The following is a 25211-nucleotide window of genomic DNA, read 5'->3' as shown; positions in this document are numbered from 1 at the left end:
AGGAGATGCACAAACAGACAAAACCCCGGCGCTCTTAAATAGAGTCAATCCGGGGTAAAATGGTTTATGAATTCGCATAGTGTAAGTGATTGCAGATTCATTCGTAATAGGAATTCGAATAAATAGCCATTAGCGTTAGTGATTAAGGTATTCTAGGCAATTTTTTGTTAGCAAGCAAATAATCACTGTCTGCATCCACAATGGTTACGCTGCTGTTGCAGCAAGGGAATACGAGCAGTCGTTTTTTGCCATCATGGATATCTGGCAGTTCCTCAGGGCGGATCGGTAATAGTACATGCTTTTGATGACAATAAGGACATTGCTGCGCGTAAAGATCTCCCATCTGCTCATCATAGGGGAGTGTATTTTCAAATGGAATCATAGTTAAGCCTCCTTGCCGTCCACTTTCTCTTCGGATGAATTTGATGACGATTGGGCCGCTATCTCCGCAAGTTTTTGCATCAATATGTGCTGCGGCATATGCATCAATTGTTCTAATGGGACACCAAGAGCTTCAGACAGCTTGACAGCAGTGTCAGCTGATATTTGTAATGGTCTCATCGTTAGACCTCCTTCAAATAATATCTTTGTTGAACGTAGCAGGACCACGGGTGTAATATGGATTATAGTCTAGTTATACACGTTCAGCACCGAATTGACAAATCGGGAATTGCATTTCAATTCCGAACAAATGAGTACAGCTAAGAATAGACAACATGAATCAAACGTTTCGTGCTGCTACAGTTATACCAATTCAGAAAGGTGTGTACATCGTGAAATTACCTCTACAGCAAACGTGGGACTTGGAAGTTATTTTCTCTGGAGGCTCTGAATCAGAAGAGCTCCAACAGGCTATGGTTCAATTGGAGAAAGACATGCAAGCTTTGCATGAGACATTGAAGCAGTTTCCTGTCATCGAAACAACGGAAGACGTACATAAACTTGCAGCAAACACGTTGGATATGCAGGATATCTCGGCGCGAGCGCACGAAGTGGGAAGCTTTATTGGTTGCTTGACTTCGCAAAATGTGAAGGACAAGAAGGCAATTCAATTAATGGGGCGTGTACAAAGCTTACGAGCACAGCTAGTTACGTTGAATACGTTGTTTGATGAGAAATGGAGTGCTCTTAACGATGAACTCTGGCAGCAATACATTTCCTTGCCGGATATGAAGGGCATTCAATTCCCATTGAATGAACGTAGAGATTGGGCACGTGAGAAGCTTTCTCCAGAGCAAGAGGCGTTAATCGGTGATCTATCTATCGATGGCTACCATGCATGGGGAGAGCTGTATAACCGCATCGTGTCACAAATTCGCATCCAAGTAGAGGATAATGGAGCACAATTGCAGTTGTCCGCAGGACAAGCGCATAACCGTCTATCACATCCTGTACGTGAAGTTCGTGAAGAAACATTCAAGCTGTGGGAAGAAGCTTGGTCTGAACAAGCTGATTTCTGTGCTGAATCGTTGAACCGCATTGGCGGCTTCCGTTTGAAGCTGTATGAACATCGTGGTTGGGACAATGTGTTGAAAGAACCTTTGGCCATTAACCGTATGTCTACGGACACCTTGAATGCGATGTGGGATACGATTGTGAAGAACAAACCAGCGTTCGTGAAGTATTTGGAGCGTAAGGCGGAGTTGCTTGGTGTAGAGCGTTTGTCATGGTGTGATGTAGATGCGCCAATCGGCAGCACACAATCTAAGATTGGATACGATGAAGGCGCACAAATGATCGTTGAGCAGTTCAATAAATTTAGTGAGAAAATGGCACAATTTTCTGTACATGCCTTTGAAAATGGATGGATTGAGGTAGAGGATCGTGCTGGCAAGCGTCCAGGTGGTTTCTGTACAGGACTTCCAGTAAGTAAACAAACACGTATTTTTATGACCTATGCAGGTACGCCATCTAATGTATCCACGTTGGCACACGAACTGGGTCACGGATACCATCAATTTGTTATGGATGATCTGCCAGAGATGGCACAGAACTATGCCATGAATGTGGCAGAGACAGCTTCAACGTTTGCTGAAATGATCGTTGCGGATTCGGCAGTGAAACAAGCGAAGGATGAGGAAGAGAAGCTTTCCTTAATCGAAGACAAAATTCAGCGTTCTGTTGCATTCTTTATGAACATTCATGCCCGCTTCTTGTTCGAAACTCGCTTCTATGAAGAGCGTCGCAAAGGCTTGCTCTCTGTTGAGCAATTGAATGCACTTATGGAAGAAGCACAGAAGGAAGCATACTGTGACTCGCTGTCATCGTATCATCCGCATTTCTGGGCATCTAAATTACACTTCTATTTGACCGGTGTTCCATTCTACAACTTCCCATATACGTTTGGCTACTTGTTCAGCACGGGCTTGTATGCACGTGCACAGGAAGAAGGGGCAACGTTTGCGGCGAAGTATGATGATTTGCTGCGCGATACAGGAAGCATGACGGTAGAAGATTTGGCTCAGAAGCACCTTGGCGTTGACTTGACACAAGCAGACTTCTGGCAAAGTGCAATTGACGTGACGGTTCAAGATATTGAACAGTTCTTAGCGATGACGGACAATAAGGATGCAGTAAAATAGTGAATTCTAAACAGCTTAAAATTGTACACACGTTGTTCCATTCAACAAACTCCGTATTTATTCCTTACTTACCACTGCTGCTGATGCAAAGAGGGTTCAGTACGATTGAGACGAGTACGCTGCTTATGCTCGGTCCTTTTATCGCTATGTTTGCCCAGCCAGTAGCAGGAGTGATAAGCGATAGAATGGGAGCGGTTCGTCCGCTCCTATTGTCGCTGTGGCTAGTAATGGGAATTTGTGCAACAACAATGTTTCTAACGACTGACCCTTACATAACGATTGCAAGTTTATTAATCATGTATATCTTTTTCATGCCTACCGTATCGTTGCTGGATGCCCTAACTGTGAAAATGGCGCCTGTATTAGGTACTACCTACAGTTCTATTCGATTGTGGGGATCTGTTGGCTTCTGTCTCATGCTTGTAGGAATGGGCATGTTTTTCGATCAGATTGGTGGGGTTAGCGCTCTCTTATGGGTATTCCTCAGCATTTGGTCTGGAGTTATGTTTATGTTTTTAATTATGCGTGAACCAGAGGTGATCACTTCTAGAGTAAGTGAAGTGGAGGAAGCAGACAAACCTCGTACTTTGAATTGGCAGTCCGTTCGACAAGTATTTACGAATCCAACCTTGTTGGTGTTCTTTGGTATTCTTATGCTGATTGCAATTCCTCATCGTATGAACGATGGTCTACTTAGCATTCACCTTCAAGCTGAAGGTGGGACAGGCAATCATATTTCATGGGCTTGGGCAGTAGCTGGAGCGAGTGAAATTATTGGGTTTTTCTTTATGGGCAATATCGTAAAAAGATTTTCAATGCAGCGAATGCTCTTGATCGTATCCATTCTGTATACAATCCGGTGGGGGCTGTGTGTATGGTTTACGGATCCGTGGGCGATTGTCGCGATTCAAGCGATGCATGCCATTACTTTTGTAGCGGTCTGGGTGACATCTATCGAATTCGTTGCACGAATTTTGCCAAGGGAAATGAATGCAACGGGTCAAGCATTGTTGAACATGCTATTTATTGGCGTCGCTGGTATTGCAGGAGGTTCAATTGGTGGAGCGCTGCATGAATCGTATGGCGGTGCAGGGATGTACAGCTTCGGTATCGTGTGCGCTGCATTAGCTGCGATTGGATTCATGATATGGTCCAATCAATCGAAGAAGCGCAAGCAAATATATAAAAAGATTAGCAGCAAGCAAGTCTCATCTATGTAAAATAGTAGCTCGATTTGAAGTTGAATGACCACAGCGAAATGATAAATGATGCTGTATCCCTTCATAACAAAAAGAAGAAGCTCAATTGAGCTTCTTCGGCACTAGGAGTTAAGTATATAGGTGGAGAAGCGTCACATTGATACAATTAGTTAGCGCGTACTGCGTCCGCCAGCTAGTTGCTGTTCACCAATTTGGACAAGGCGTTTTGTGATGTAACCACCAATAGTACCTGTGTCACGAGTGGTGTAATTGCCATAGTAGCCGTCTTGTGGAATTGGAATTCCTAGCTCTTGTGCAATTTCATATTTTAATTGTTGTAAAGCTGCAGTTGCTTGTGGAACAACGAGGTTGTTCGTGCGGCTTTGGTTGTTAGTTTGATTTCCTGCCATGTTGTTCACCTCCTATGAAGTTAGTATGGAAAAGTAATTTGTAAATATGCATACGGTTACTAGGATGGTGAATGTAAATAATGCCAAGCATCTGTTGTAGATGCTTGGCATTATTTTTGTTGTTCATGAATGGTCTGTAGTCTCGAAGTGAATCGTTACAGACTATGAGCGCTATGGATGAATAATATCTAGCTCAAGCACGAGTTCAACAGGCGTGTTGGGCAGCAATTCGATAAGGCCTGTTGTGTCCTGATCGAAAGGAAGATTAGGTGCATCAGGCAGCCACGTATATGGCTCAACACAAATAATTTCATTGGCTTCGCCACGTGTGTACAATACCCAATGTTTGAAATAAGGATCGTTGCCCGCGTAGCGGATTCGATAGCCATCTTCACGCGTTAACCAAGCTTCAGGGCGTTGTCCACCAGTACTGAAAACAGTATCATAGTTGGTTCCTTGTAGATTTTGTCCCTTATTCAAGCCTTCGTGTTCGCCTAGTGGTAATGTTCTTCCTGTCATAATAAGCTCATTATCAAGCTCATAGATGCCAGAGACAGGAACTTGGAGCGTCCATTTCTCAGGTTCGCTGTCGAGCTGGAACCATGTATGTGTGCCATAGCCAAATGGTGCGGGCTGCTTGCCTATGTTCGTCATTTCTAGCTTCTGTGTTAAGCGGTGCCCTTTTAAAATATGCGTTAATTTCAACTCAAGTGGTGTTGGATACTGCCTCATCCAATTCGCATCTTCTTCCGTACGGAATACGGTAGTAACGATACATTGATCATGTTCTACAACAGCAGATTGAACGGTCCAAGCTTGCGTACGATGCAGGCCGTGGATATGATTGTCGTTCGCTGTATTTTGGTCGAATTGATAATCGACCCCTGCATAGGAGAAGCGACCGCGACGGATGCGTCCAGGCGGCATCAGCATGGGGATGCCAAAGTGATATGGCTTAGTCATGTAATAATCCAAGTCACTCTCAGCCGGTGTTCTTAGCACATCACGTTCAGCTTGCTTGTCCCACAAACGAATAATGTTGTTACCGAGGCTTGGGAGCAATGTTGCTTCAAGTGTCTCACTGTGCATGATGATCGTTTCGTGTCCATTCCAAGTTCCCTTTGTAATTTGATGCATGGAATCCTCTCCTTTATGTAAGCAATCAATACGTTAATGATAGCAAATGGGAGGCGCAATGTCATACTGCTTGTTTGCACAAATGATTGCTCAGATAGCGGTAGAACAGGACGCGGAGAATAGTAGGCTGAGAGCTTAGCATGCAATCGTTGACAAATAACGATACGGCTGATAATCTAACAAATAACTATTTGCTTGCTTATACGGAACAGAAATCGTTGATGAGGATAAGTAGATTGTGATGAATTCGCTGCAGAGAGCCGATGGTAGGTGGGAATCGGTGCGGACGTCGTAATTGAATGGACCTCGGAGTGTCTTGAGGAACGTATGCTTTGTTTACTGAAGTATATTAGTATGCTATGACCGCAGCTCTGCGTTATGGAGGAGAGGCTTCGTGTTAGGTTTGTTACGTGTATCAGGTGCAACATGCTGATATGACAACATGACATCGAAGCGAATTAGGGTGGCAACACGGTCTTTCGTCCCTTGACGAAAGGCCTTTTTTGCGTTCACAAGTTTGTTCACGTAAGGACTCGATTCCTGCTGTCATGCATTACATGGAGCTTCTGAACTGCCTTATCCCATTCACGATATTTCTGTTAAGGTGCAAGGAGTAAAGCTGAACAATCATAATCTCAAAAGGAGTGATAATCCATATGAAACGCGTATTATCAGGTATTCAACCGAGCGGTCAGTTGACGATGGGCAACTATATTGGAGCGATGCAGAACTTTGTGAAGCTGCAGCATGAGCATGAGTGCTTCTTTATGATCGTGGATTTGCACGCTATTACGGTGCCTCAAGATCCAGCCGCTCTTCGCGAGCAGTCCGAGCAAGTAGCAGCTTTGTATTTGGCTGCAGGAATCGACCCAACCAAAGCTTCTATTTTCCTACAATCCCATGTGCCACAGCATGCTGAACTTGGCTGGTTGATGACGACAATTGCGAATATGGGTGAGCTTGAGCGCATGACGCAGTTCAAGGATAAGTCTGAAGGTAAAGAATCCGTACCTGCTGGACTGTTCGTATATCCAGCATTGATGGCGGCTGATATTCTTGTTTATAACGCAGAGCTTATTCCTGTGGGTGACGATCAGAAGCAGCATTTAGAGTTGACTCGTGACTTAGCGAACCGCTTTAACCATCGCTATGGGGATACATTCCGGATGCCAGAGCCTTATATACCTGAAGTAGGGGCTCGTATTATGTCCCTTGATGATGCATCTAAAAAAATGAGCAAGAGTAATCCAAATGCGGGAAGCTATATTGCCCTCTTGGATGATCCAGCGGTTGTCCGCAAGAAGATTAGTCGTGCGAAGACAGACTCCGAAGCATTGGTTAAGTTTGATCCGGTTAATAAGCCTGAGATCAGTAATTTGTTAGGTATTTATTCCCATATTGCTGGCTTGAGTGTAGCTGAGATTGAAGCGAAATATGAAGGCCAAATGTACGGGCCGTTCAAGAAGGATTTGGCGGAGCTTGTTGCTAACTTCTTGGAGCCGTTGCAAGCACGTTATCGTGAAGTGAGACAATCTGGTGAGTTGTATGACGTGTTGAAACAAGGAGCAGAACGTGCGCAAGAAGTTGCTCAATTAAAGCTTGATGATGTGAAAAAACGCATGGGCTTTGTGATGCCACGCTAAGTATAGCTTTCACAAGCTAAAATGGAATGTTAGCAATAGCTATAGACCGGATGTAGGCCTAAGTGGCAAACGTCCGGTCTTTTTATTGTTGGATATCAGTTGTCACATTAGTGAGCACAGTTGAATTAAGATTTACTTTGCTGACTGTGAAGGTTCAGCAGAGTTTGCAGCAGCAGCTTGCTGTTCTGCTTGCTTACGGTATTTTGCCTTGAACATAAATCCAAATCCTACATTGAAGAATGCTAACACAGCACACAGTAAGGAAATCCAACCATTTGAGCTTAAGGTGATGCTTGTTATCGTTAAGAGGATGATGGAGGAGAAAGCGAACCATAAAGCTAATCGTTTGGGCATGATAATCTCTCCTTTAGTCACAAGTTGATTCAGCAATCCCTTAGCGCTGCAACCTTTTGCGATAAATGATAAAAATGTAAGAATAACAATAAGAGAAGCGGACAAAATAAGCTTGCAAGCTTGCATAACCGAACAGCCATCGTGAAAGGGGATTTTCTTATCATGGCAAACAACCAATCTCGTACTAACAACTTGGTCGTTCCACAAGCGACTGCAGCTTTGCAACAACTGAAATACGAAATTGCACAGGAATTGGGTATTCCAATTCCACAGGACGGCTACTACGGTAACTACACGACTCGTGATACAGGAACAATCGGTGGTTACATTACGAAGCGTCTTGTGCAAATCGGGGAACAACAATTGTCTGGCGGCGCAGGTGGCGCTGGTCGTTAATTGCCCCAAGTCATTTTTTTCGAGTTATACAACACGCTCTTTGTTAAGAGAGGCAGACAGCTGTCCCAGCGCGCGGGGCAGCTTTTTGTTGTGTGAGAAAGGTTGGTTCTGGTGCTTTCCGATAGATATGAAAGCGAGTAGGTGGCTGTGATAAGTTATTTCTCACAAAAAAACATACGGACTTGGAAAACGGTCCGCATGCTATAGGCTGCATGTTATTAACAATGTAACACGTTTCAGTTCTTGAATAAAGAAGGAACTTCCAAGCTATACAGGTTCCAATCCGCATCGCTTATAAAGCTTCTCTTCACTTAACCATCCGATATACGTATCAAGGGTTTCATATTGCGCATTCATCATGACGACAGCTACAAACGGATATTGCTTGCGGTGACGATATCTGACATCTACCCAGCGTACAACAAATCCATATCCTGTTGGTTGTACAGTTGCACAGCCATAACGGGTGAAATATTGAAAAGTTTGTACGACGGTCTCCTTTTTCGAAGCTTCTACGGCAGGATGTTTATCACACGTTGCTGTTTCAGTCCAACTGACTACACGATTTTTATGAAGCTGGCCTACACGAAATACACCATCTTTGCATTTCTTTACAAGATTCCATTGTGACCAGACAACCGTCGGAATTAAGGTATAGCGCTCTCCTAGATTGTGTTCATCATCGAGCTTTGGCAATCTCCGTATAAGTAAGCGATGAGTTAGGGTCCGCCATACGTAGTAAACAGCTAGTATCATGTACAGGACGGGGAAAATTACGGTAGGCTCAATCCATCCGAACATCCATATGGCAACTGCCACAAGATGAGAAGTAAATATAAATGGATCAAAAATCGGGATGATGTTCCATGAGATCCATCGTTCTGAAAATGGGCGAATAGCTTGTGTTCCATACGTATTGAACAAGTCTGTAAAAACATGAAGCACAACAGCGATAGCCGTCCATAACAACACATGTGGCCAATGGTTTGTCGGTGTGAGCAGATGTAGCCCCCCGGTAATAAGCAAGCTCCAGACGATTAACATCGGAAGCGAGTGTGAGAAGCCACGATGGTTTCGTACATAAATTTCATTGCCTTTTAATTTGAAAATGGTATCAAAATCAGGAGCCTGGGAACCAATGATCGTTCCTGCGAATACGGCAGTTGCTGTCGTAGTGTCTGCTGCGACAACAGGATCAATTTGTGAAAGCCCCGCTAAGCCTAATCCAATAGCCAGATGCGATATAGAATCCATTGACTTGCACCTCCGCTGTTGTATTGTGGTCAGTCTTGAAGCAAAATATAAATAAAAGAAAAAGACCGCCTAATAGACGGTTCCAACATAAATGGAGGATGGTCATGGAACGCATTATATTTGTCGAATATCGAATTGATCCTGCTAAGCGGGACATTTACATCAAGAAGGCTGCCAAACAATTGGCGAACAGACAGGACATACTGTGGTACGAAGGAACAGACCAGCCAAATGTATTTGTAGAGCAATGGCTAAATACAACGGTGGAGCAATACGAGGCAATGAAACGAATACGGTTGGAAGAGCACAGTGAATGGGATGAAATTACAGACTGTATTCCAGGGGGAAGAACCAAGCTTCATATTTGGGAGTTTGCTCGTGTTCCCCAAGAATAAATATGAAACTCCATCCATTGAATTGTCAAATTGATGAACGATTGCAATGAACATTGTCATTAATTGATCTTATTTGCTATGATGAAGATTACAGCAGGAGTTATCAAATTCTGCTCGTTCGGAGAACAACAAGGAGGAACGTGATACGTGGATAAGCAAATCACATATAGAACTTCGCCGGAATCCGCAATTATAACTGAGGAGCCAACTCAGGAACGGTTATGGAAAGAGTTCATTCAGCTCACGAAACCAGGAATAATTCGCTCGAATTTATTAGCAGCGATAGCTGGATTCTGGGTTGCGGCTAAGTGGGACATACCTTGGCTAACTTTATTGTGGATGATTGTAGGAGCCACTTTAACAATGGCTTCTTCTTGCGTGTTTAATAATTATTTTGACCGCGATTTCGACACTAAGATGGAACGGACGCAGAAGCGTGCTCTGCCATCTGGGCGCTTACAGCCTCATGTCGTGTTAGGATATGCCATTGCACTTGGCATCGCAGGACTACTTGTATTATTCTTACTCGTCAATCCCGTAGCAGGACTTTTTGGACTTATTGGAGTGTTCGGATACGTTGTTGTGTATACGTTATGGCTCAAACGAACTTCTACTTGGAGCACATCTGTAGGCGCGATACCAGGTGCAATGCCACCTGTTATTGGTTATACAGCGGTAACTGGATCTGTTGATCTCGGTACTGTTCTTATGTTTGCCTTGCTGTTCTTATGGCAGCCGCCGCATTTCTGGGCTCTTGGCGTACTGCGAGTAGAAGAGTATCGCGCAGCAGGCTATCCTTTGCTTCCAGTTGTGAAAGGTATTAAGCGTACGAAGTTGCAAATGATTCCTTATTTAATCTTACTTCTGCCGCTTCCTTGGCTGTTTTACTGGTATGATTATGCAGGGATTGTATACGCAATTTTAGGTACTTTGATTAATGCATATTGGTTATATGTGTGTATTTCAGGGTTGCGTACCTCTAACGACGAAGTGTGGGCACGCAAAGCATTTATGGTTTCTATTTATGCGATTATGCTGCATTTCTTTGTTATCATTTTAGACACAATGGGCAAGTAATCAACGAATTGAGAGACGATGACAAAGCAAGTGAATAGACATTCAAGAGAAGATGATGCGAAGGGGAGCGGGAGCTGTGGCAGCTTTTGTGAAAAAGTATTCGTTACAAATCTTTTTATTCTCATTGGTGTTTTTGTTTGGTATTGCGGCAGCGTGGATATATGGATCCGGCATGTTAAATGAGGGCGCAGAACAGTCTGATCCAAATGCTGATTTTTCAGTTATTAAGCAGGCTCCAGACTTTTCACTAGAAAATGTCGATGGCAAGACGGTTTCTTTAGCGGATACGGAAGGCAAAGTTCGCTTATTCTATTTCTTCTTCGCTAGCTGTCCGGATGTATGTCCTCCAACCACTTATATGCTGACAGAGGCTCAGGATATGTTGAAGGAGAAAGGTGTATTTGGCAAAGATGTCGTATTTCATTCCGTTACCTTTGATCCGGAGCGAGACTCCAAAGAAGTACTGAAGAAATGGGCATTGGAGAAAAATAAAGCGGATTTAAGCGGCTGGTACTTTTTGCGAGGAGAAGAGAAGAAGACCGCTGAATGGATGGAACAGTTTGGCTCACTCGTCATTAAGGACAAGGACGGCAACTTCTCACACTCGAACTATGTTACGTTAGTAGATGGCGAGGGCAATATTCGCAAAGTTTATAACGTTAAAATGGACTCGGATGACGTTACCGCAGAAACAATCACCGCTGGTGTTATGAAGCTTCTTGAATCGTAATCTTTTATATCTTGCATACTTGTTACTCAAACGGGGTTGGAGTCGGATACATGATGTATTCCTCCAACCCCGCTTTTTCTAGCTGCTGAATGACGTATTCATCAGGCGTTCCTTCCACCCCTGCGTAGCCTCTACGTGTATAAATATGCTCCGCATCTGGGAAAGCGTCTCTTAGCACGCCTCGTATTTTTTTCCCAGAAGCATCATTATCCATAAATAAATACACTTCTCGATCACTGACCTGTTTGATAAGGGTTTCCAACTTGGCTGTGTTCAAGGTTCCGAATGTACATAAAATAACAACGTAATCATTCAATAAGCGACGCAGTCTGCTGCGGTCATTTTTTCCTTCTACAATAATCACAATTTCTGTGTCATTCATGTGCGCACCTTCTTACCTTACAAAGATTAAACATGTCCGTTTGTTCTATATAGTGTATCACAACTGTAGTAAAACGTTGCGCACGGAACGTACAGAATAAAAATAAACGGCTTGCTTAGCCAGCAAGCCGCATGAGGGAGAGAGTGTGACACTGTTAGAAACAGACAGCTTTTAAAATGATAACTAATAAGATGAAAAGGACAAGGACAACACCAGTTGCTGTTGCCACTCCACCATAACCGCCGCCGCCGTAGCAAGGATTAACATTGCAAGGATCCACACAATGAGACATTCCGTTCACCTCTTTCAGCTCTTATCATCGAACACAATGTATTGTATGAAGCAGGGCAGCAGTCGTGCTGTGTGTTTACCCAGATCTAATGAAGATAGGTATTCGCCTGTTTGTAATATGGATTAATGGCTTTAGGTACGCTGCAGTTTGGAGCTGGAAGAAATCGCCTGCCAAGGGCGGTGCCACGGTATAAATGTGACCGCAGCCATTAAAATGATGAAGGCGATGAAAAAGGGAGATACATAAGAACGAAGTTGCCCCGCCAACATGGGACCAAGAAATGATCCGATTGAGAAGGCGATAGACAGCGTTGAGAAAATACGTCCATATCGAGCGCCTCCACTTAGTTGTAGCAGGTGGGCAGAAAGCGCAGGCAGCGTCACTCCTTTTGTCATGCCGATAAGAAATAAAGTAACGTATAACGGTATTGGCGCATCAATTGCCATGCAGAAGAAAAGGATAGATAAGCAAAAGGAACCAAGCCAAGTTCTAAGGAAGGCGGAGTATCGGTTCAAAAACAACAAACTTAGTGTAAATAAGGCTCCCAAACTGACAGCGGTGAATAACATGCCGGTCTTTACGACGGACTGCAGAGCATTCGCCGCAAAGGGAAGCTCAAAAAATAAAATGCCTTGTGAACAGGCAATCGCTAAAGGAAGTAGAAAAAATCTAAGCGGTATAGGCTGCACTGGAGCTTCTTGCGCACTTGTTAGGATGGCGGTGATGTTGTGACCGGCTTGAGAGGAGTGAAGCTCATTGGTTGCTTCCTTGGCTATTGCCACTCCTCCTGCTGGTTTCGCGTATTGTGGCGGGCGTATAAGGACGGATGCCAGTGCCCCGATAACAAGTAGACCAATTCCTAGTGCCTGAAATGCCATCGTGAATCCAAGCTTGGATACGAGGTATGCCCCTGCGGCCGGAGATACGACAGATGCAAGGGTATGAATAAGTCCATTGCCTGCCATCAACTTGCCTTGCTGTACTTGATCCTCTGCATAGCGAGCGAGCAGTGCCAAGCAAGCAGGGGATAGAAAGGCCAATACAAAACCGCTGATCGAACGTACGATAAGCAGTTGCCATGGATCAGTAACATGGGCTTGTAAAATTAAAAGAACTCCAGCCCCCATCAGGCTCCACATAATAAAAATACGACTTCCGTAACGATCGACACCGTACCCTGCCAGTATGTTCCCGGGTAAATGGGTGAAGGAATACAAGCCCATCATCAGTCCAATAAAGGACGGGGCCGCACCAAGGGAAACAGCAAAAGGCGTTAAAATCGGATATTGGGCATGCAAATCGAAGAAGGCTACGAACAAAAATAAATAGAGCCATACGACAGAACGCAATGTTTTCACCTCCTATGGATTTCGTTTATTCTATACTTGTACGCGTAATGGGACGAACTTATTACTTTCAGAGATCTCGGCGATGGAAATAGGGATCCTTGGCTGTGAAGGATGAATGTATGCTCTTACGTCGATATTGGAAATGATGTATAATACGCTAAGAAAAACGAGAAAGGACAGATGTACAAGATGGATATACAGATGGATACGTTATTTGAGTTCATTAAGCAGAACTGGCTGCTGTTTCTAATTGCACTTATTGTGCTGCTTGTTATTATCAGCTTTGTGAAGACGATGATTAAATGGGCGCTCGTTATTGTCATTGTGGCTGGCGTGGCCGTATATAGTGGGGTTACATGGAAAGATATCGATCAAGTAGTTACAACGGTGAAAGATGAAACGGTAGCTAAGCTTAAAGATCAAGCTATTCAAGCGATGAAGGATGAAGCGAGTAAAGCGACCTATGAGCGCAATAAAGACGGTTCCTACACGGTTAAGACGCCAAGCTTGGAGTTAAAAGGACAAGCCGGAAGTACGAAGGTGCACGTTTCTCTTGGCGGAGTTTCACTAGGTGAGTGGGAATCTACAGAGATGATTCGTCAATTCATCGAAGGGGCTAAGAAATAATGATGGATGGATTGATGCAAGGGGGAACTGGCATGATGATTACACTCCTGCTTGCCCTTGTTCTATTCGTCAGTGTGTGGCAAGGGGTGAGCAGAGGCGCTTCGGGGTCGATGCAGCACCTCTTCTTTTTTGCTATTCATGCCGTGTTAACGTTGGTATCTATGTTCATCGCTTATCAATTAGCGAATCAGCTATCACCTATAGTGGTGGCTTGGATTCAAGATATGCAGCTTACAATTCCAGCGGATCCATCTTGGTGGGAACGTTCTTATTTCACTGTCATAACCAGCATTCGTGACTTTGATTTTATGCGTATGTTGTTATTGTTTATCGTGCTGTATTTTGTAATCCGACTTTTACTGAATGTGGTGGAGCGATTATTAATTGTGATATGGGCGCCTTCCGCCGATGAAAGAGATGAGCATGCGAGAACAGCGCGGAGGCGTACAGGGCTGCAGCGATTGTTTAGCCGTTCCATTGGAGCTTTTGTTGGTATTGTGACGGGTATCATACGCTTAGTCATTATTGTGGCCGTGCTGTTTGGTGTCGTATCGCTGCAGCCAAGCGGAGGCTTCAGTCGGGCCATTCAAGCTTCCGACCTGTATCAGGAAGTCAGTAATCGCATTGTGAAGCCAGTGGCCGGAAGTTGGATCACAGAGAAGCTGCCGGTGCTGTCATCCCAAGTAGAACAGCAGTTCAAGGAGATGATGCATCGCCGCTATGAAGTAATTGATCAGCACATCCCGCAAAATATTGAACAAGCGGCGGTGAAGATAACAGAAGGCGCTGCTTCTGATAAGGAAAAGGCTAGAAAGCTGTACGATTGGATCGGGACACGTATTCAATATGATTGGGATAAAGCGAATAACTATTTAGAAAAAGGGGTGTGGAAAGAGCAAGCCCCCGCGGATACATTCAAGTCGAAAGAAGGGGTATGCATTGATTACGCACGTCTATACGCGATGATGGCGCGTACGGTGGCTCTCAAAGTTAAAGTGATTACAGGTGTCGGATACGATGGCAGAGGCGGTTATGGTCCTCATGCTTGGAACAGTGTGTATTTGACGGAGGAAGAGAAATGGATCTTGCTCGATACAACCTGGGCCAGCACTGGAGATTGGTTTGATCGCCCTGATTTTTCCAAAACTCATATTCCTGACTAGTGAAGCACGTAACCCTTTGAAGCTTGTCCTACAAATGTGCTACACTTTATTTTACAGTAATGATGATAGATGACAGCAGGAAGGATGAGAGGCTTGAGTCATCCACACAGAGATGATCCGCAGAAGCGGGAAATAATCAATAGGCGCCACTTTTCGTTTCGCTTGAACGCTTTCTTTTTTATAACCTTTACGGTGTTCAGCGTGCTTATTATACGATTGGCTTTCCTTCAATTTGTTGAAGGGCCTTCCATGAAAGAGAAAGAAACTCGCCTAGGTTACAAAACAACGGCCATTCCACCGCTGCGTGGAACGATTTACGATGCATCTAATGAACCGATTGCTTATTCCACGTCTACACAATCTTTGTACTTCACAATTGAGAAGAACTATAAGTTGGAAGAGAATTTGGCAGAGGCCAAGCAGTTGGCCAAGCAATTGGAAACCATTTTCAAAAATTACGGTGATCCAAATGTAAAACAGCCTACAGCAGATGAAATCGTGAAAAATATGGACTTGACGGGGCGTGTCAACTATACGTTTGTACCACGGCTAATTAAGACAGGGCTCAGTCAAAAAGAAGTTGCTTTCTTCCTTGAGAATAAGCCGGATCTTAAAGGGCTGGAGGTTATTGAGGACAGCGTCCGTAACTATGATAAAGATGGCGTAGCGGTTCAGCTCGTTGGATACTTGAAGAAATTCAAGGGTGTTCGTGAGAGTTACGATTACTATAAGAACATCCATGAAAATCGTGACACGATGCCGGATGAATTGCGCTATTTGGAACATGAGGATGTCGGAGTAGACGGACTTGAGTATATGTTCCAGGAAGAACTGCGCGGGAAGAACGGTTTGAAGCGATTCCCGGTTAACGTTGCAGGACGAGTTATTGGAGAAATGGAGATGACGAAGCCAGAGCGCGGTCATAATCTTCATTTGACCATCGACCGCGATGTGCAGTTGAAGACGGAAGAAGCGATTACGAAGCATTTGGAGAAACTTCGCAATTCGCCAAATTCGATTGAACGAGCACCTTACGCCAAGACGGCTTATGCCGTAGCGATGGAAGTGGAGACGGGGAATATTGTTTCCATGGCAAGTATGCCGGACTACGACCCGAACGTATGGCGCAATGGTTCGATCTCACCTGAGGATCATAAGGCGAATCAGTTTTATATGGGGAATGGTACGATACGAGAAGTGTATCCACCCTATGAAGATGATCGTGAACGTATGAAGCATCCTTCTTCTTTAGTATATCTTGGGTCGGTTATGAAGCCTCTTACAGTGCTGGTTGGTTTGCAAGAGCAGATGTTTGGTCTGCACGATTCTTACTATGACCGTGGATATGCCGAAATTGGTCGTAAAGGATACGAACGTAAAATTTGGAACTCCAATCGCCGAGTGTACGGATCGATGGATGCTGCTCGTGCGCTTCAAGTATCTTCAAACCCATTTATGATCGACATGATCGGTAAACGATTGTTTAGTCGTACAGACAAAAATGGGTTGGAAGTCTGGGATAGCTACATGGAGATGTTTGGACTCGGTGTATTGACGGGAAGCGGGCTTCCCGGTGAAAGTGCAGGGGTTAAGGAATATATTGAAGATGCTAAGCGTTATAGTGCTCAATCCGCACTTGCAAGTGCATCTTTCGGTCAAATGGGTAAATATACGACGCTGCAGCTGGCGCAGTATACAGCGATGTTAGCCAACCACGGCAAACGTCTGAAGCCTCAGTTTGTAAGCAAGATTACAGATGGTGAGGGCAATACCGTTAAGGAGTTCCAGCCGGAAATTCTGAACGAGGCTCAATTTAACGATGCATATTGGAAAGAAATCGAGGCTGGTATGAGTAATGTAACTGCTCATGGATTTGATGGCTTCCCCTATCCTTTCTATCGTAAAACAGGTACGTCCCAGCAACAGGTTGGCGGCAAACTTGTTGAGAACGGGGTAATTATTGCCTACGCTCCAGCGGATAAGCCTAAGCTGGCGGTAGTAGTCGTTGTCCCAGAAGGTGGATATGGTTCTTATTCCGCAGCTCCAATTGCACGTGCGATCTTTGATGCTTATGATGAAGAAGTTGGTTTGACAGGCACGCCGCGCAAAAAGGCGGAAAGCCCATCAAATGCTGCAAACAACGAGCAATCAACAGGACAACAGTAAAAGTCAGAAGATCCGAGAGGCCTCTCCTTTGTGGAGGGGTCTCTATTGCCTATTTTTACAGCTAATCCGCACAGTTGGGACGGTTGTAACATAAGAATGAATCATAAATTTATTTTTTTGGAGTAAATGTTGCATTAGAGAAAAAGTATTGTGTAAGTAGAAAAAAGAAGCGTGAAGATAACACTATTGCGCGAATGCTAAAGTGCGAACAAAAGAATGCTCAACGATTTTGAATATGGGAGGATGACAAGGTGAAGACAGAACAGAAGAAGATGAGAAAGAAAACAGTCAAATGGAGTTCTGCCATTAAGCGCTTTGTCATGACGGTATTATTTTTAATGTTTATGTCTTCGATGTAAGAAACGATAGGTGGTGCTGGATGATTATTCGATATTATGCATGTTGAAGAGACTGCTTGAAGCTCATGATTTGGCTTCAATAGCAGTCTCTCTTTTGTAGGGACAGCGACCTACGAATTGCTTGGTTGTGCAGGTTCCGTTATGTTACAATATCGTTATGTGTAATTGGATAACAAATCATTGACATAGCTTGTCGCCAATGGTTACACGAAGGGTTGATAAGCTAAGCAATTGTCATATAGACGGGAGTGAATACAGCAATGAGTAAATATGCATTATTAGCTCTCGACATGGACGGGACGCTTTTGGATGATGATCATGTTGTAAGTCAAGAGACAGCCAAAGCCATCGCTGAAGCACAACAGGCAGGGGTAACGGTAATGCTCTCTACAGGTCGGGCGATCCAAAATGCGCTTCCTTACGCAGAGGAGTTGGGCTTGAATGGACCTTTAGTTGTTGTGAACGGAAGTGAGATTTGGCGCAGTCCACAGGAGTTGTACATGCGATATTTGCTGGATCGTGAAGCGGTTCAACAAATGCTGAATTTGTCGGAAAAGTATGATACTTGGTTCTGGGCTTATTCCACGAAGGCGTTGTACAACCGTGAGAAGTGGACTGGAGAAGTTGATCAAGAAGATTGGCTAAAATTCGGCTACTACAATGAAGATGTTGATGTGCTATCGTCCATTTTGACAGAGCTGCAAGCATTAGGTTGCTTAGAGCTGACGAATTCCGCACTAACCAATATTGAGATTAATCCAGCAGGCATATCGAAGGCGTCAGGCATTCGCACTGTTTGCGAGCTGCTTGGCATAGACATGTCGCAAGTTGTCGCAGTAGGCGATAGCTTGAATGATCTCGCTGTTATTCAACAAGCGGGATTAGGGGTTGCAATGGGAAATGCGCAGGATGCTGTGAAGCAAGCTGCGGATGTCGTTGTAGCTTCAAATAACGAGCACGGTGTAGCTGAAGCTATACGGCGCTTTATTTTGTAACAAGCGCTGTAGTGCGATTTTTTGAACAAGAGAATATAGAGACAGTGAGGGGAAACACATATGGACATTCTCGGTTGGGTACTCGTAATCGCGTTGTTTGCCATTGGTATGGCAGGAGCTATATTTCCAATATTGCCAGCAGCAGTAGCGGTTTATGGGGCATTTTTCGTATATGGATGGTTCTTCGGTTTCGAATCATTCGGCTGGGTGTTCTGGACGATTCAAACACTAATCGTTGTGGCATTGTTCGTGTCGGATTATGCTGTTAGTGCATGGGGAGTCAAGCGGTTCGGTGGATCGCGCCCATCTGTTATCGGCAGTACGATTGGTATCATCATCGGTCCGTTCGTTATTCCAGGATTCGGTCTTATTATTGGCCCTTTCCTCGGCGCATTTATCGGTGAGATGATAACAGGTTCCGATGTACAGCGTTCCGCAAAAGCTTCATTAGGTGCGGTTGTAGGCTTATTTACAAGTTCGGTTATTACGGTTATTTTGCAGCTCATTATGATCATTCTATTCTTTGTCTGGATCGCAATGTTCTAAGTTAGTTTTGGACAATATGTAAGTTCTCAATTCTGAATTCCTTTATGAATGGTGCATTAATAGAGAAAGAAGGGAAACCTGTTGGCGAAAAAAGAAACATTCATCAAGGGGACGCTTATTATCGCTGCAGCTACGCTCGTAGCTCGGCTTCTAGGCGTATTCCAGCGCGTACCGCTTGAGCATATGCTGGGACCTGTAGGCAATGCCGCCTTCGCCACCTCGCAAAATGTATATTTGCTTATTCTAGCTGTTGCTACTGCTGGTATACCAAGTACATTAAGCAAGATGGTGTCGGAAAAATACGCATTGAACAAAGTGCGAGAAGCTGAGCGTATTTATTATGCAGCGCTGTTGTTCGGCTTAGTATCTGGTATTGTCGTTACCGTTCTGCTTATCGTGTTTGCGCCTTGGTATGCTAACTTTGCTGGACAGCCCGAAGCGGCACCAGCGATACGAGCATTGGCTCCTGCCTTGCTGTTGTTCCCGCTGCTAGCGATGATGCGGGGCTATACACAAGGTCGTAATATGATGCAAGCAAGTGGCATATCGCAAATTGTAGAGCAGATATTGCGTGTAGTTACAGCCATCGCGCTGGCGCTGATCTTGGTGAATAGCGGTGCTTCGCAAGGATATGCTGCGGCAGGGGCTTCGTTCGGCGGCGTATTCGGCAGTATCGGTGCTTTTGTCGTCATGGTTTACTACTTGCGCAAATTGCGCAAAGCGGATCGCGAAGCAGGGCTTCGTGCTCGCAGCATGGGTGGACAAGTTGTTCCACTGCGTGATATTTTCGCATCTATCTTTACTCTTTCTGTTCCAATTGTTATCTCAATGTTGGCTGTGCCTGCTGTAAATATGATTGACTCTACGTTCACGATACCGTTATTGACGCCTAGCATTGGGGAAGCTCAAGCGACGTACTTGTACGGTATACTTGGACAACGGGGGCAGTCTATTGCAGGGATACCGCCAATCTTAGCCATCGCACTTAGTACATCCTTGATTCCGGTTATTTCCTCGGCTTATGCGAAGCGGGATATGCCGCATTTACAGCGTCAGGTTACACTGGCGATGCGCATTTCTGTATTGAGCGGCATGCCGCTAGTGCTTGCACTTAGCGTTGGGGCGTTCTCTGTGAATGGATTTATTTTTAGTACGATGGATGGGGCAAGCATCATTTCGATGCAGACGCTTGCGACTATATTCCAAATTTCTATGATGACGTCCAGCTCGATTTTGATCGGGCTAGGCAAGCCATATATTGCGATGATCAGTGTAACAGGCGGCATCATTTTAAAGCTTGTGATGAGCTTTGTATTAGCACCGTTCTTAGGCATATACGGCATTATTGCAGCGACGATGATCGCATTTTTCGTAATTACCTACTTAAACTTGCGTGTACTGAAGAAAGTCGTCAAATTCTCGGTTATCGGCAAACGTTGGCCAGGATTTATATTGGCGACGTTGGTAGCAGGCGGTACGGGTTATGCAGTTGAGTATATTGGCCAACAAATTTCATTGCATACAGCAGTACCTGATAAGCTTGGCTTATTCTTCACTGCAGCATTTGTATCCATTACCGTTCTTGTACTATTTGTGGCTGGCTTGGTCATTTTCCGTGTTATACGGAGTGAGGAACTATCAGGCTATCCGAAAGCGGTACAGAAGCTACTGCGACCACTTATGCGTCTGCAGCCAAGCCGTGCGAGAAAGTAGTCAGTAATACTCGATTATTGGTTGATTAGTGATAAGATCAAAAAAGACCATCTTGATAAAAGAGCAGCCAGCAGCTGATTCTTTTGCGAGATGGTCTTTTTGTTGGAACAAGTGCTGTTTAGAAGGTCACAGCATACGGCTATTATTTGCTGCGATGCGAGCCATGGACTGCATTTCATTTAGCAATTGATGATGAGCATCGTTCATGTCGATTCCATGAGGAATCGTTGGCAGAAATAGATTATGCACGGCTCCTTCATCATGGAGCCAATCACCGACCTCAATAGGTGCATGCTGCTCGTCCTGCCATACATCCACCAGGCGTGGGCTGTAGGCAGTAGTTATGGAACGATCACGTCGTAGCGCGAGTTTATCAAGCGTGAATCGATGCGGCCAATAGTCTGCGCGTGATCCAGTGTGCGGCACGGCACGGGCGAACTTCTGAACTCCTTCGAGTACGTCCGGTATGTCGAACAAAATCGTATACAACTGTTTGCCGAAAGCAATGCGCTCTTCGAGATTATCGAACCGTTCTAATGTTAATCCCACCAATCGCGCTGGAGATGTTGCATGAGGCGTCTGGGTCGGAAAGATAATCTGATTCATTTGCAGCAGGCCGTGAGCTAGAAAATCTTTGCGTTGTATAATATGCTGCTGAAAGGTGGGATTCTGGATCACTCTACCTTCAATCACATTTTGTTCGTTAATAATGAGCGAGATGGTTAATAAAGGGCTGTTCGGCTGAATCCAAAACGTATCCCATACCGGTGTCATAAAGGCAGAAACGCCAAAGAACGGGAGCAAATGAAACAGGCTTTTACCACTTTTACGACTCGATGCATATAACAATAGCTGGCAATAGGCGTCATGAAATATTAAAGCGTTGCATCTTTCCAGCATGCGATAACTCCAATGACGGTATTCACTGTTCATGAAAGCTGGCAGCCATTCCCCTTTTAGATCCGTCATATTATAGCCGCCATTGCGGGATACCATATGGGCAAGTAATGCCCAGTGCAATTCTGGGTGCGACGTGTATATACGTAAATAAGCAGCTGTGCGAGTAATATTGCTCCGATTCGCATTGCGTACGCTGCGTTTAATATACTGAATAAGCTCTCGTTCATCGCGACTGAGATGATGGCGGTGTATCGTGTGAAACAGGGAGTCAGCGCTTTTTTGTTTTCCTTGTTCAAGGAAATACCGCTTAAGATTATCCTCTATCCGAATAACATGGGCGTCGTTCCATTCTAATGTACGTGGACGCTGAGGGAGCCAACGGGCCATTGTATTTTGGATAAAACGACGTATGGCGTTGTAGACAGTACGCATGAACTGTTGTGCAAGTTTGATGGTTTCTTTCCAGGGTATTCCCTTTAATTTGCTCAAAGCAGCACAAGGCTCCTTCCAAATAAAAAATAGTTAGTTTCGTCCGAAGTGAGATGATGAAGTTAGTATACCCATCGCAGGAAAGTTTGTAACAAGGGGTTTGACAGAAGCGGCTAAATAATGAAACAATACATGAATAATAGCTTGTGGTACAACAAAGAGGAGTGAATCGTTATGGAAAAAGTATCAAAAACGGAACGTTTTAATGAAGTCATTGCGCAAGAAGGTACAACGATTGCTGTATTTAAGACAAGTTGGTGCCCGGATTGTCATTTTATCGATCCATTTATGCCTGAAGTAGTACAAACGTATGACAAAGCAACCTTTATTGAGGTCGATGCTGAAGCGCTGCAAGAAGTTGCTTCTGAACTAAACATTATGGGCATTCCGAGCTTTGTTGCTTTTAAGGGCGGCAAAGAAACGATTCGCTTTGTGAACAAGCTGCGTAAGTCGCGTACGGAAATTGAAGAGTTTGTTCAACGCGCAATTGCTGTCGCAGAAGCGCTGAATTAACGAAATGAAGTAATGCAGCTAGGCCTCCTATTGCTATATAAGAATAGGGGGCTATTGTTTTGCAATTTTTGTCACAAAAAAGTCGTTCTTTTATATAGGTTTTCCGTTATAATGAAATTCATTGGCACAGTTTGTCATATTTCCCCATAGAGCATTCTGGGGGCAGAATGCTTAGTGATGAATGCAGATGCAGTGTATTCATGACGGGGATAAACGAAAATGAATTGAAATTGAGATGAACGACAGGTCAGGTGAATAATGTGGATAGCAAACAGCTCACCAAGATGAAGAGATTTGCCTACCTCGTCTGTTTTGGGATGTTCTTCGTCGTTCTTAACGGAGCAGTCGTAACGAAGACCGGATCAGGCGAAGGCTGTGGGACTGACTGGCCTCTCTGTAATGGAGAGTTTATTCCAGCGTACACGATTGAATCCATGATCGAATATTCGCACCGATTAGTAAGTGGGATTGAAGGTCTGCTGGTCATTGCGATTTTTGTATGGGTTATACGTCAGCTTAAGAAGAAAGATGCAGTGTTCTATGCATCCTTAACTTTGATTTTTACCGTGATTCAAGCGTTAATGGGAGCGCTTGCAGTTATGTACGTGCAAGTTCCAGCGATTATGGCGTTACACTTTGGATTTTCCATTATTGCATTCGCGTCATCGTTTTTACTTAGTTTAGCAATTCGAAGATATGCGAACGATCCGGAAGCTACTGAAGTTGTTGGGGGAACGCCTGTCAACGATACGTTCCGGTATGGAGTATGGTTTACCTTGTTGTATACATATATTGTGATTTACGTAGGCGCATTTGTTCGGCATACCGATTCAGGCGGTGGCTGTCTTGGATGGCCCCTGTGCAATGGAGAAATTATTCCTGAATTAACGGGTGGGACGCTTATCGCCTTCTTGCACCGTGTTGCAGCAGCGTTGTTAGTTCTGGTCGTAGCAGCGATGTCTCATTTTGCTTATCATTCTCATAAAGATAATCGTGAAATCCAACTTTGCGGTATATGGGCGCTTATTCTAACGGTTATGCAAGTGTTAAGTGGCGCACTCGTTGTGTTCACTGTAACAAACAAGAATTGGTTCCTGTTCACCGGATTGCTTCATACGGTACTTATTTGTTTATTATTTAGCGTACTTTGTCATCTTAGCATTCGTGTTTGGCAACTGCGAACGAAGAGACAATAACACAAAAGCAGACCATTGCACGGTTATCATTTCGATACGTGTCATGTGGTCTGCTTCTTTGTAATCTGGATTTGATGTTTTAACACGGCAAGCACTATGTTCATCTTATGAGATGTAATGAGATAGTAGGCTCGCAATGAGTCATCGTTCCCTATCATTGCCTACATTCGCTCCTTTTAGTTACAGCATATAGAAGATTCGTGTTTTGTGTAACTTACTCCGCCATGCGGCCTAAAAATACGACAGCTGCAACAGCCTTAGCTGCAACGATCCAGCGGTTATTCCATGTTAATTTTGCTTGAGCTTGTTGCCCTTGCGTCTGAATGTTTGCCATTTGAGCAGTTGTTATGATCTGAGTTGTTTTCATGAGTAGTACCTCCATGTATGTTTCGTTGTGTGTAATGTTTTATTGGTTGTTGTTTCTTGATGACTTTATTGTATCGTTTCGTATTGTTACGAACCATCGAAAGGACTTACTGGAAGCTTACAATATCGTAACTTGGCTACTCGCTTCAAAAGAATGGAGTATGAAGTGAGGCTGTTAGAGTCATGTTAACAATAGTGAGGGAGAGGGTTGCCGTCATTTCATTAACGGATGGAGGACGTATTATGCTCCGAATGTTGTTCGGTGAAGCACCTCGCATAGATGAGGGTGAATTAAAAGATGCGTGGGTAAGCATGGATCAGTATTTGTCATTGGTTCGACAATATATGGCTAAGAGCGGTGATCCTGATCATGACTGGCGTAAAGTGGAGATATGGGCGGTTGGATTACAAACGTCGCTGGACGAGCTGGAGCAAAGTGTATATGCATCAGGGCGGTTTGCTGATCGCGTGACGAAGCACTATCAAGCGGAGATGAGTGATATCGAGCTTGATGATTATTATCGGCATGTATATTTCTATAAAAATGGCTTCATTCGCGTGTTTTCTATTTTGGATAAATTAGGGACATTGTTGAACGAAGTATTATCATTGCATACGCAGAAGGTAAAGCAGCATTTCTCTTTCTTTACAGTGTTACGTCAAATGAGCTATTTACATACAGCTCCAGTCCTTCTAGAGCAGCTCTCGGGGATTAAGGAAACGTATAAAGAAGAGATGCAGCGTCTTCGTAAACGTAGAAACATGGAAATCCATCATATGAATACAGAGATGCAGGATGATTTATGGCAGCGGCATCGAAGTCTTAATGACAAGGTGGAACTGGAAGATATTCAAGCTAATATGCGAGATTTGCAGAAAGGCTTAACGATGGTTTGTCAGACGATCGTATATATTTTTGAACATTTATGTCAGGTCAAAATTCGATCCAAACCGTAGTGAATGAGAGGATTAACAACA

The 25211-nt window shown here is 44.2% G+C and carries 27 protein-coding genes and 1 other annotated feature; of the genes, 16 read left to right on the top strand and 11 right to left on the bottom strand.

What is annotated here, in order from left to right:
• Positions 1-142: 142 nt before the first annotated feature.
• Together IFO66_RS12630 and IFO66_RS12625 are read right to left on the bottom strand one after the other, a co-directional pair.
• On the bottom strand, positions 143-382 hold the full coding sequence (locus tag IFO66_RS12630; protein ID WP_192025489.1) for a hypothetical protein: 240 nt from the start codon (positions 380-382) through the stop codon (positions 143-145).
• A 2-nt stretch (positions 383-384) separates the two neighbouring features.
• A complete protein-coding gene (locus IFO66_RS12625; protein ID WP_084509008.1) occupies positions 385-561 on the bottom strand; it encodes a YycC family protein in 177 nt (58 codons plus the stop codon).
• Positions 562-773: 212 nt separating this feature from the next.
• Between IFO66_RS12625 and IFO66_RS12620 the strand changes: the two genes are divergently transcribed.
• Positions 774-2582: a M3 family oligoendopeptidase gene (locus IFO66_RS12620; RefSeq protein ID WP_192025488.1), complete on the top strand. Its 1809-nt coding sequence runs from the start codon at positions 774-776 to the stop codon at positions 2580-2582.
• Complete coding sequence (locus IFO66_RS12615) at positions 2582-3802, top strand: MFS transporter (protein WP_337912984.1); 1221 nt, start codon at positions 2582-2584, stop codon at positions 3800-3802. The genes IFO66_RS12620 and IFO66_RS12615 overlap by 1 nt, the downstream gene beginning before the upstream one ends.
• 149 nt (positions 3803-3951) lie before the next feature.
• On the opposite strand, the gene IFO66_RS12610 is transcribed toward IFO66_RS12615, so the two are convergent.
• Complete coding sequence (locus IFO66_RS12610) at positions 3952-4191, bottom strand: alpha/beta-type small acid-soluble spore protein (RefSeq protein ID WP_192025487.1); 240 nt, start codon at positions 4189-4191, stop codon at positions 3952-3954.
• 171 nt (positions 4192-4362) lie between these two features.
• Entirely contained in the window at positions 4363-5328 is a 966-nt protein-coding gene (locus IFO66_RS12605; RefSeq protein ID WP_192025486.1) for an aldose 1-epimerase, read from the bottom strand.
• A 209-nt stretch (positions 5329-5537) separates the two neighbouring features.
• Positions 5538-5818 (top strand) — a binding site (T-box leader).
• Positions 5819-5984: 166 nt separating this feature from the next.
• Here IFO66_RS12605 and trpS point away from each other — a divergent pair.
• Positions 5985-6971 (top strand): tryptophan--tRNA ligase, encoded by a 987-nt coding sequence (gene trpS / locus IFO66_RS12600; protein WP_192025485.1) that lies wholly within the window; start codon positions 5985-5987, stop codon positions 6969-6971.
• A gap of 132 nt (positions 6972-7103) precedes the next feature.
• On the opposite strand, the gene IFO66_RS12595 is transcribed toward trpS, so the two are convergent.
• Positions 7104-7325 (bottom strand): DUF5325 family protein, encoded by a 222-nt coding sequence (locus IFO66_RS12595; protein ID WP_192025484.1) that lies wholly within the window; start codon positions 7323-7325, stop codon positions 7104-7106.
• 162 nt (positions 7326-7487) lie between these two features.
• Between IFO66_RS12595 and IFO66_RS12590 the strand changes: the two genes are divergently transcribed.
• A complete protein-coding gene (locus IFO66_RS12590; protein WP_144993843.1) occupies positions 7488-7721 on the top strand; it encodes an alpha/beta-type small acid-soluble spore protein in 234 nt (77 codons plus the stop codon).
• A gap of 267 nt (positions 7722-7988) precedes the next feature.
• On the opposite strand, the gene IFO66_RS12585 is transcribed toward IFO66_RS12590, so the two are convergent.
• Positions 7989-8975, bottom strand: coding sequence for a metal-dependent hydrolase (locus IFO66_RS12585; protein ID WP_192025483.1), 987 nt, complete (start codon positions 8973-8975; stop codon positions 7989-7991).
• A 104-nt stretch (positions 8976-9079) separates the two neighbouring features.
• On the opposite strand from IFO66_RS12585, the gene IFO66_RS12580 reads away from it, so the two are divergent.
• From IFO66_RS12580 to IFO66_RS12570, 3 genes are all read left to right on the top strand, one after another.
• Positions 9080-9370, top strand: coding sequence for a hypothetical protein (locus IFO66_RS12580; RefSeq protein ID WP_225445725.1), 291 nt, complete (start codon positions 9080-9082; stop codon positions 9368-9370).
• Positions 9371-9517: 147 nt separating this feature from the next.
• The gene (gene cyoE / locus IFO66_RS12575) at positions 9518-10447 is read left to right on the top strand and encodes a heme o synthase (protein WP_192025481.1); all 930 of its coding nucleotides are present in this window, start codon (positions 9518-9520) and stop codon (positions 10445-10447) included.
• Positions 10448-10523: 76 nt separating this feature from the next.
• Positions 10524-11177 (top strand): SCO family protein, encoded by a 654-nt coding sequence (locus IFO66_RS12570; RefSeq protein WP_192025480.1) that lies wholly within the window; start codon positions 10524-10526, stop codon positions 11175-11177.
• A gap of 22 nt (positions 11178-11199) precedes the next feature.
• On the opposite strand, the gene IFO66_RS12565 is transcribed toward IFO66_RS12570, so the two are convergent.
• The 3 genes from IFO66_RS12565 to IFO66_RS12555 form a co-directional block, all read right to left on the bottom strand.
• On the bottom strand, positions 11200-11559 hold the full coding sequence (locus tag IFO66_RS12565) for a toprim domain-containing protein (protein WP_192025479.1): 360 nt from the start codon (positions 11557-11559) through the stop codon (positions 11200-11202).
• 154 nt (positions 11560-11713) lie between these two features.
• Positions 11714-11851 carry a hypothetical protein gene (locus IFO66_RS12560; RefSeq protein ID WP_192025478.1) on the bottom strand — a complete coding sequence of 46 codons (138 nt, stop codon included), beginning with the start codon at positions 11849-11851 and terminating at the stop codon, positions 11714-11716.
• 131 nt (positions 11852-11982) lie between these two features.
• Positions 11983-13200 carry an MFS transporter gene (locus tag IFO66_RS12555; protein ID WP_192025477.1) on the bottom strand — a complete coding sequence of 406 codons (1218 nt, stop codon included), beginning with the start codon at positions 13198-13200 and terminating at the stop codon, positions 11983-11985.
• A gap of 180 nt (positions 13201-13380) precedes the next feature.
• Between IFO66_RS12555 and IFO66_RS12550 the strand changes: the two genes are divergently transcribed.
• The 6 genes from IFO66_RS12550 (at position 13381) to IFO66_RS12525 (ending at position 20769) form a co-directional block, all read left to right on the top strand.
• A complete protein-coding gene (locus IFO66_RS12550) occupies positions 13381-13827 on the top strand; it encodes an ATPase (RefSeq protein WP_225445724.1) in 447 nt (148 codons plus the stop codon).
• Between the two features lie 32 nt (positions 13828-13859).
• Positions 13860-14990, top strand: coding sequence for a transglutaminase domain-containing protein (locus IFO66_RS12545; protein ID WP_225445723.1), 1131 nt, complete (start codon positions 13860-13862; stop codon positions 14988-14990).
• Positions 14991-15074: 84 nt separating this feature from the next.
• Positions 15075-17156: a peptidoglycan D,D-transpeptidase FtsI family protein gene (locus IFO66_RS12540; protein ID WP_225445722.1), complete on the top strand. Its 2082-nt coding sequence runs from the start codon at positions 15075-15077 to the stop codon at positions 17154-17156.
• A gap of 619 nt (positions 17157-17775) precedes the next feature.
• On the top strand, positions 17776-18510 hold the full coding sequence (locus IFO66_RS12535) for a Cof-type HAD-IIB family hydrolase (protein ID WP_192025475.1): 735 nt from the start codon (positions 17776-17778) through the stop codon (positions 18508-18510).
• Positions 18511-18570: 60 nt separating this feature from the next.
• Positions 18571-19056 carry a DUF456 domain-containing protein gene (locus IFO66_RS12530; RefSeq protein WP_192025474.1) on the top strand — a complete coding sequence of 162 codons (486 nt, stop codon included), beginning with the start codon at positions 18571-18573 and terminating at the stop codon, positions 19054-19056.
• 81 nt (positions 19057-19137) lie between these two features.
• Positions 19138-20769: a putative polysaccharide biosynthesis protein gene (locus tag IFO66_RS12525; protein WP_192025473.1), complete on the top strand. Its 1632-nt coding sequence runs from the start codon at positions 19138-19140 to the stop codon at positions 20767-20769.
• A 126-nt stretch (positions 20770-20895) separates the two neighbouring features.
• On the opposite strand, the gene IFO66_RS12520 is transcribed toward IFO66_RS12525, so the two are convergent.
• A complete protein-coding gene (locus IFO66_RS12520) occupies positions 20896-22158 on the bottom strand; it encodes a DUF2515 family protein (RefSeq protein WP_225445721.1) in 1263 nt (420 codons plus the stop codon).
• Positions 22159-22332: 174 nt separating this feature from the next.
• Between IFO66_RS12520 and IFO66_RS12515 the strand changes: the two genes are divergently transcribed.
• Together IFO66_RS12515 and IFO66_RS12510 are read left to right on the top strand one after the other, a co-directional pair.
• Positions 22333-22671: a thioredoxin family protein gene (locus tag IFO66_RS12515; RefSeq protein WP_192025472.1), complete on the top strand. Its 339-nt coding sequence runs from the start codon at positions 22333-22335 to the stop codon at positions 22669-22671.
• Between the two features lie 260 nt (positions 22672-22931).
• Positions 22932-23867, top strand: a complete 936-nt coding sequence (locus tag IFO66_RS12510; RefSeq protein ID WP_337912979.1) for a COX15/CtaA family protein — start codon at positions 22932-22934, stop codon at positions 23865-23867.
• Positions 23868-24081: 214 nt separating this feature from the next.
• On the opposite strand, the gene IFO66_RS12505 is transcribed toward IFO66_RS12510, so the two are convergent.
• Complete coding sequence (locus IFO66_RS12505; RefSeq protein ID WP_192025471.1) at positions 24082-24234, bottom strand: hypothetical protein; 153 nt, start codon at positions 24232-24234, stop codon at positions 24082-24084.
• A 242-nt stretch (positions 24235-24476) separates the two neighbouring features.
• Between IFO66_RS12505 and IFO66_RS12500 the strand changes: the two genes are divergently transcribed.
• Entirely contained in the window at positions 24477-25190 is a 714-nt protein-coding gene (locus IFO66_RS12500; protein ID WP_192025470.1) for a Cthe_2314 family HEPN domain-containing protein, read from the top strand.
• Positions 25191-25211 lie beyond the last annotated feature (21 nt).

The organism is Paenibacillus arenosi (genome assembly GCF_014841135.1).
Lineage (GTDB): Bacteria > Bacillota > Bacilli > Paenibacillales > Paenibacillaceae > Paenibacillus_B > Paenibacillus_B arenosi.
The sequence above is the reverse complement of the archived record's forward strand: the minus strand, read 5'-3'. Positions and strand labels throughout refer to the sequence as shown.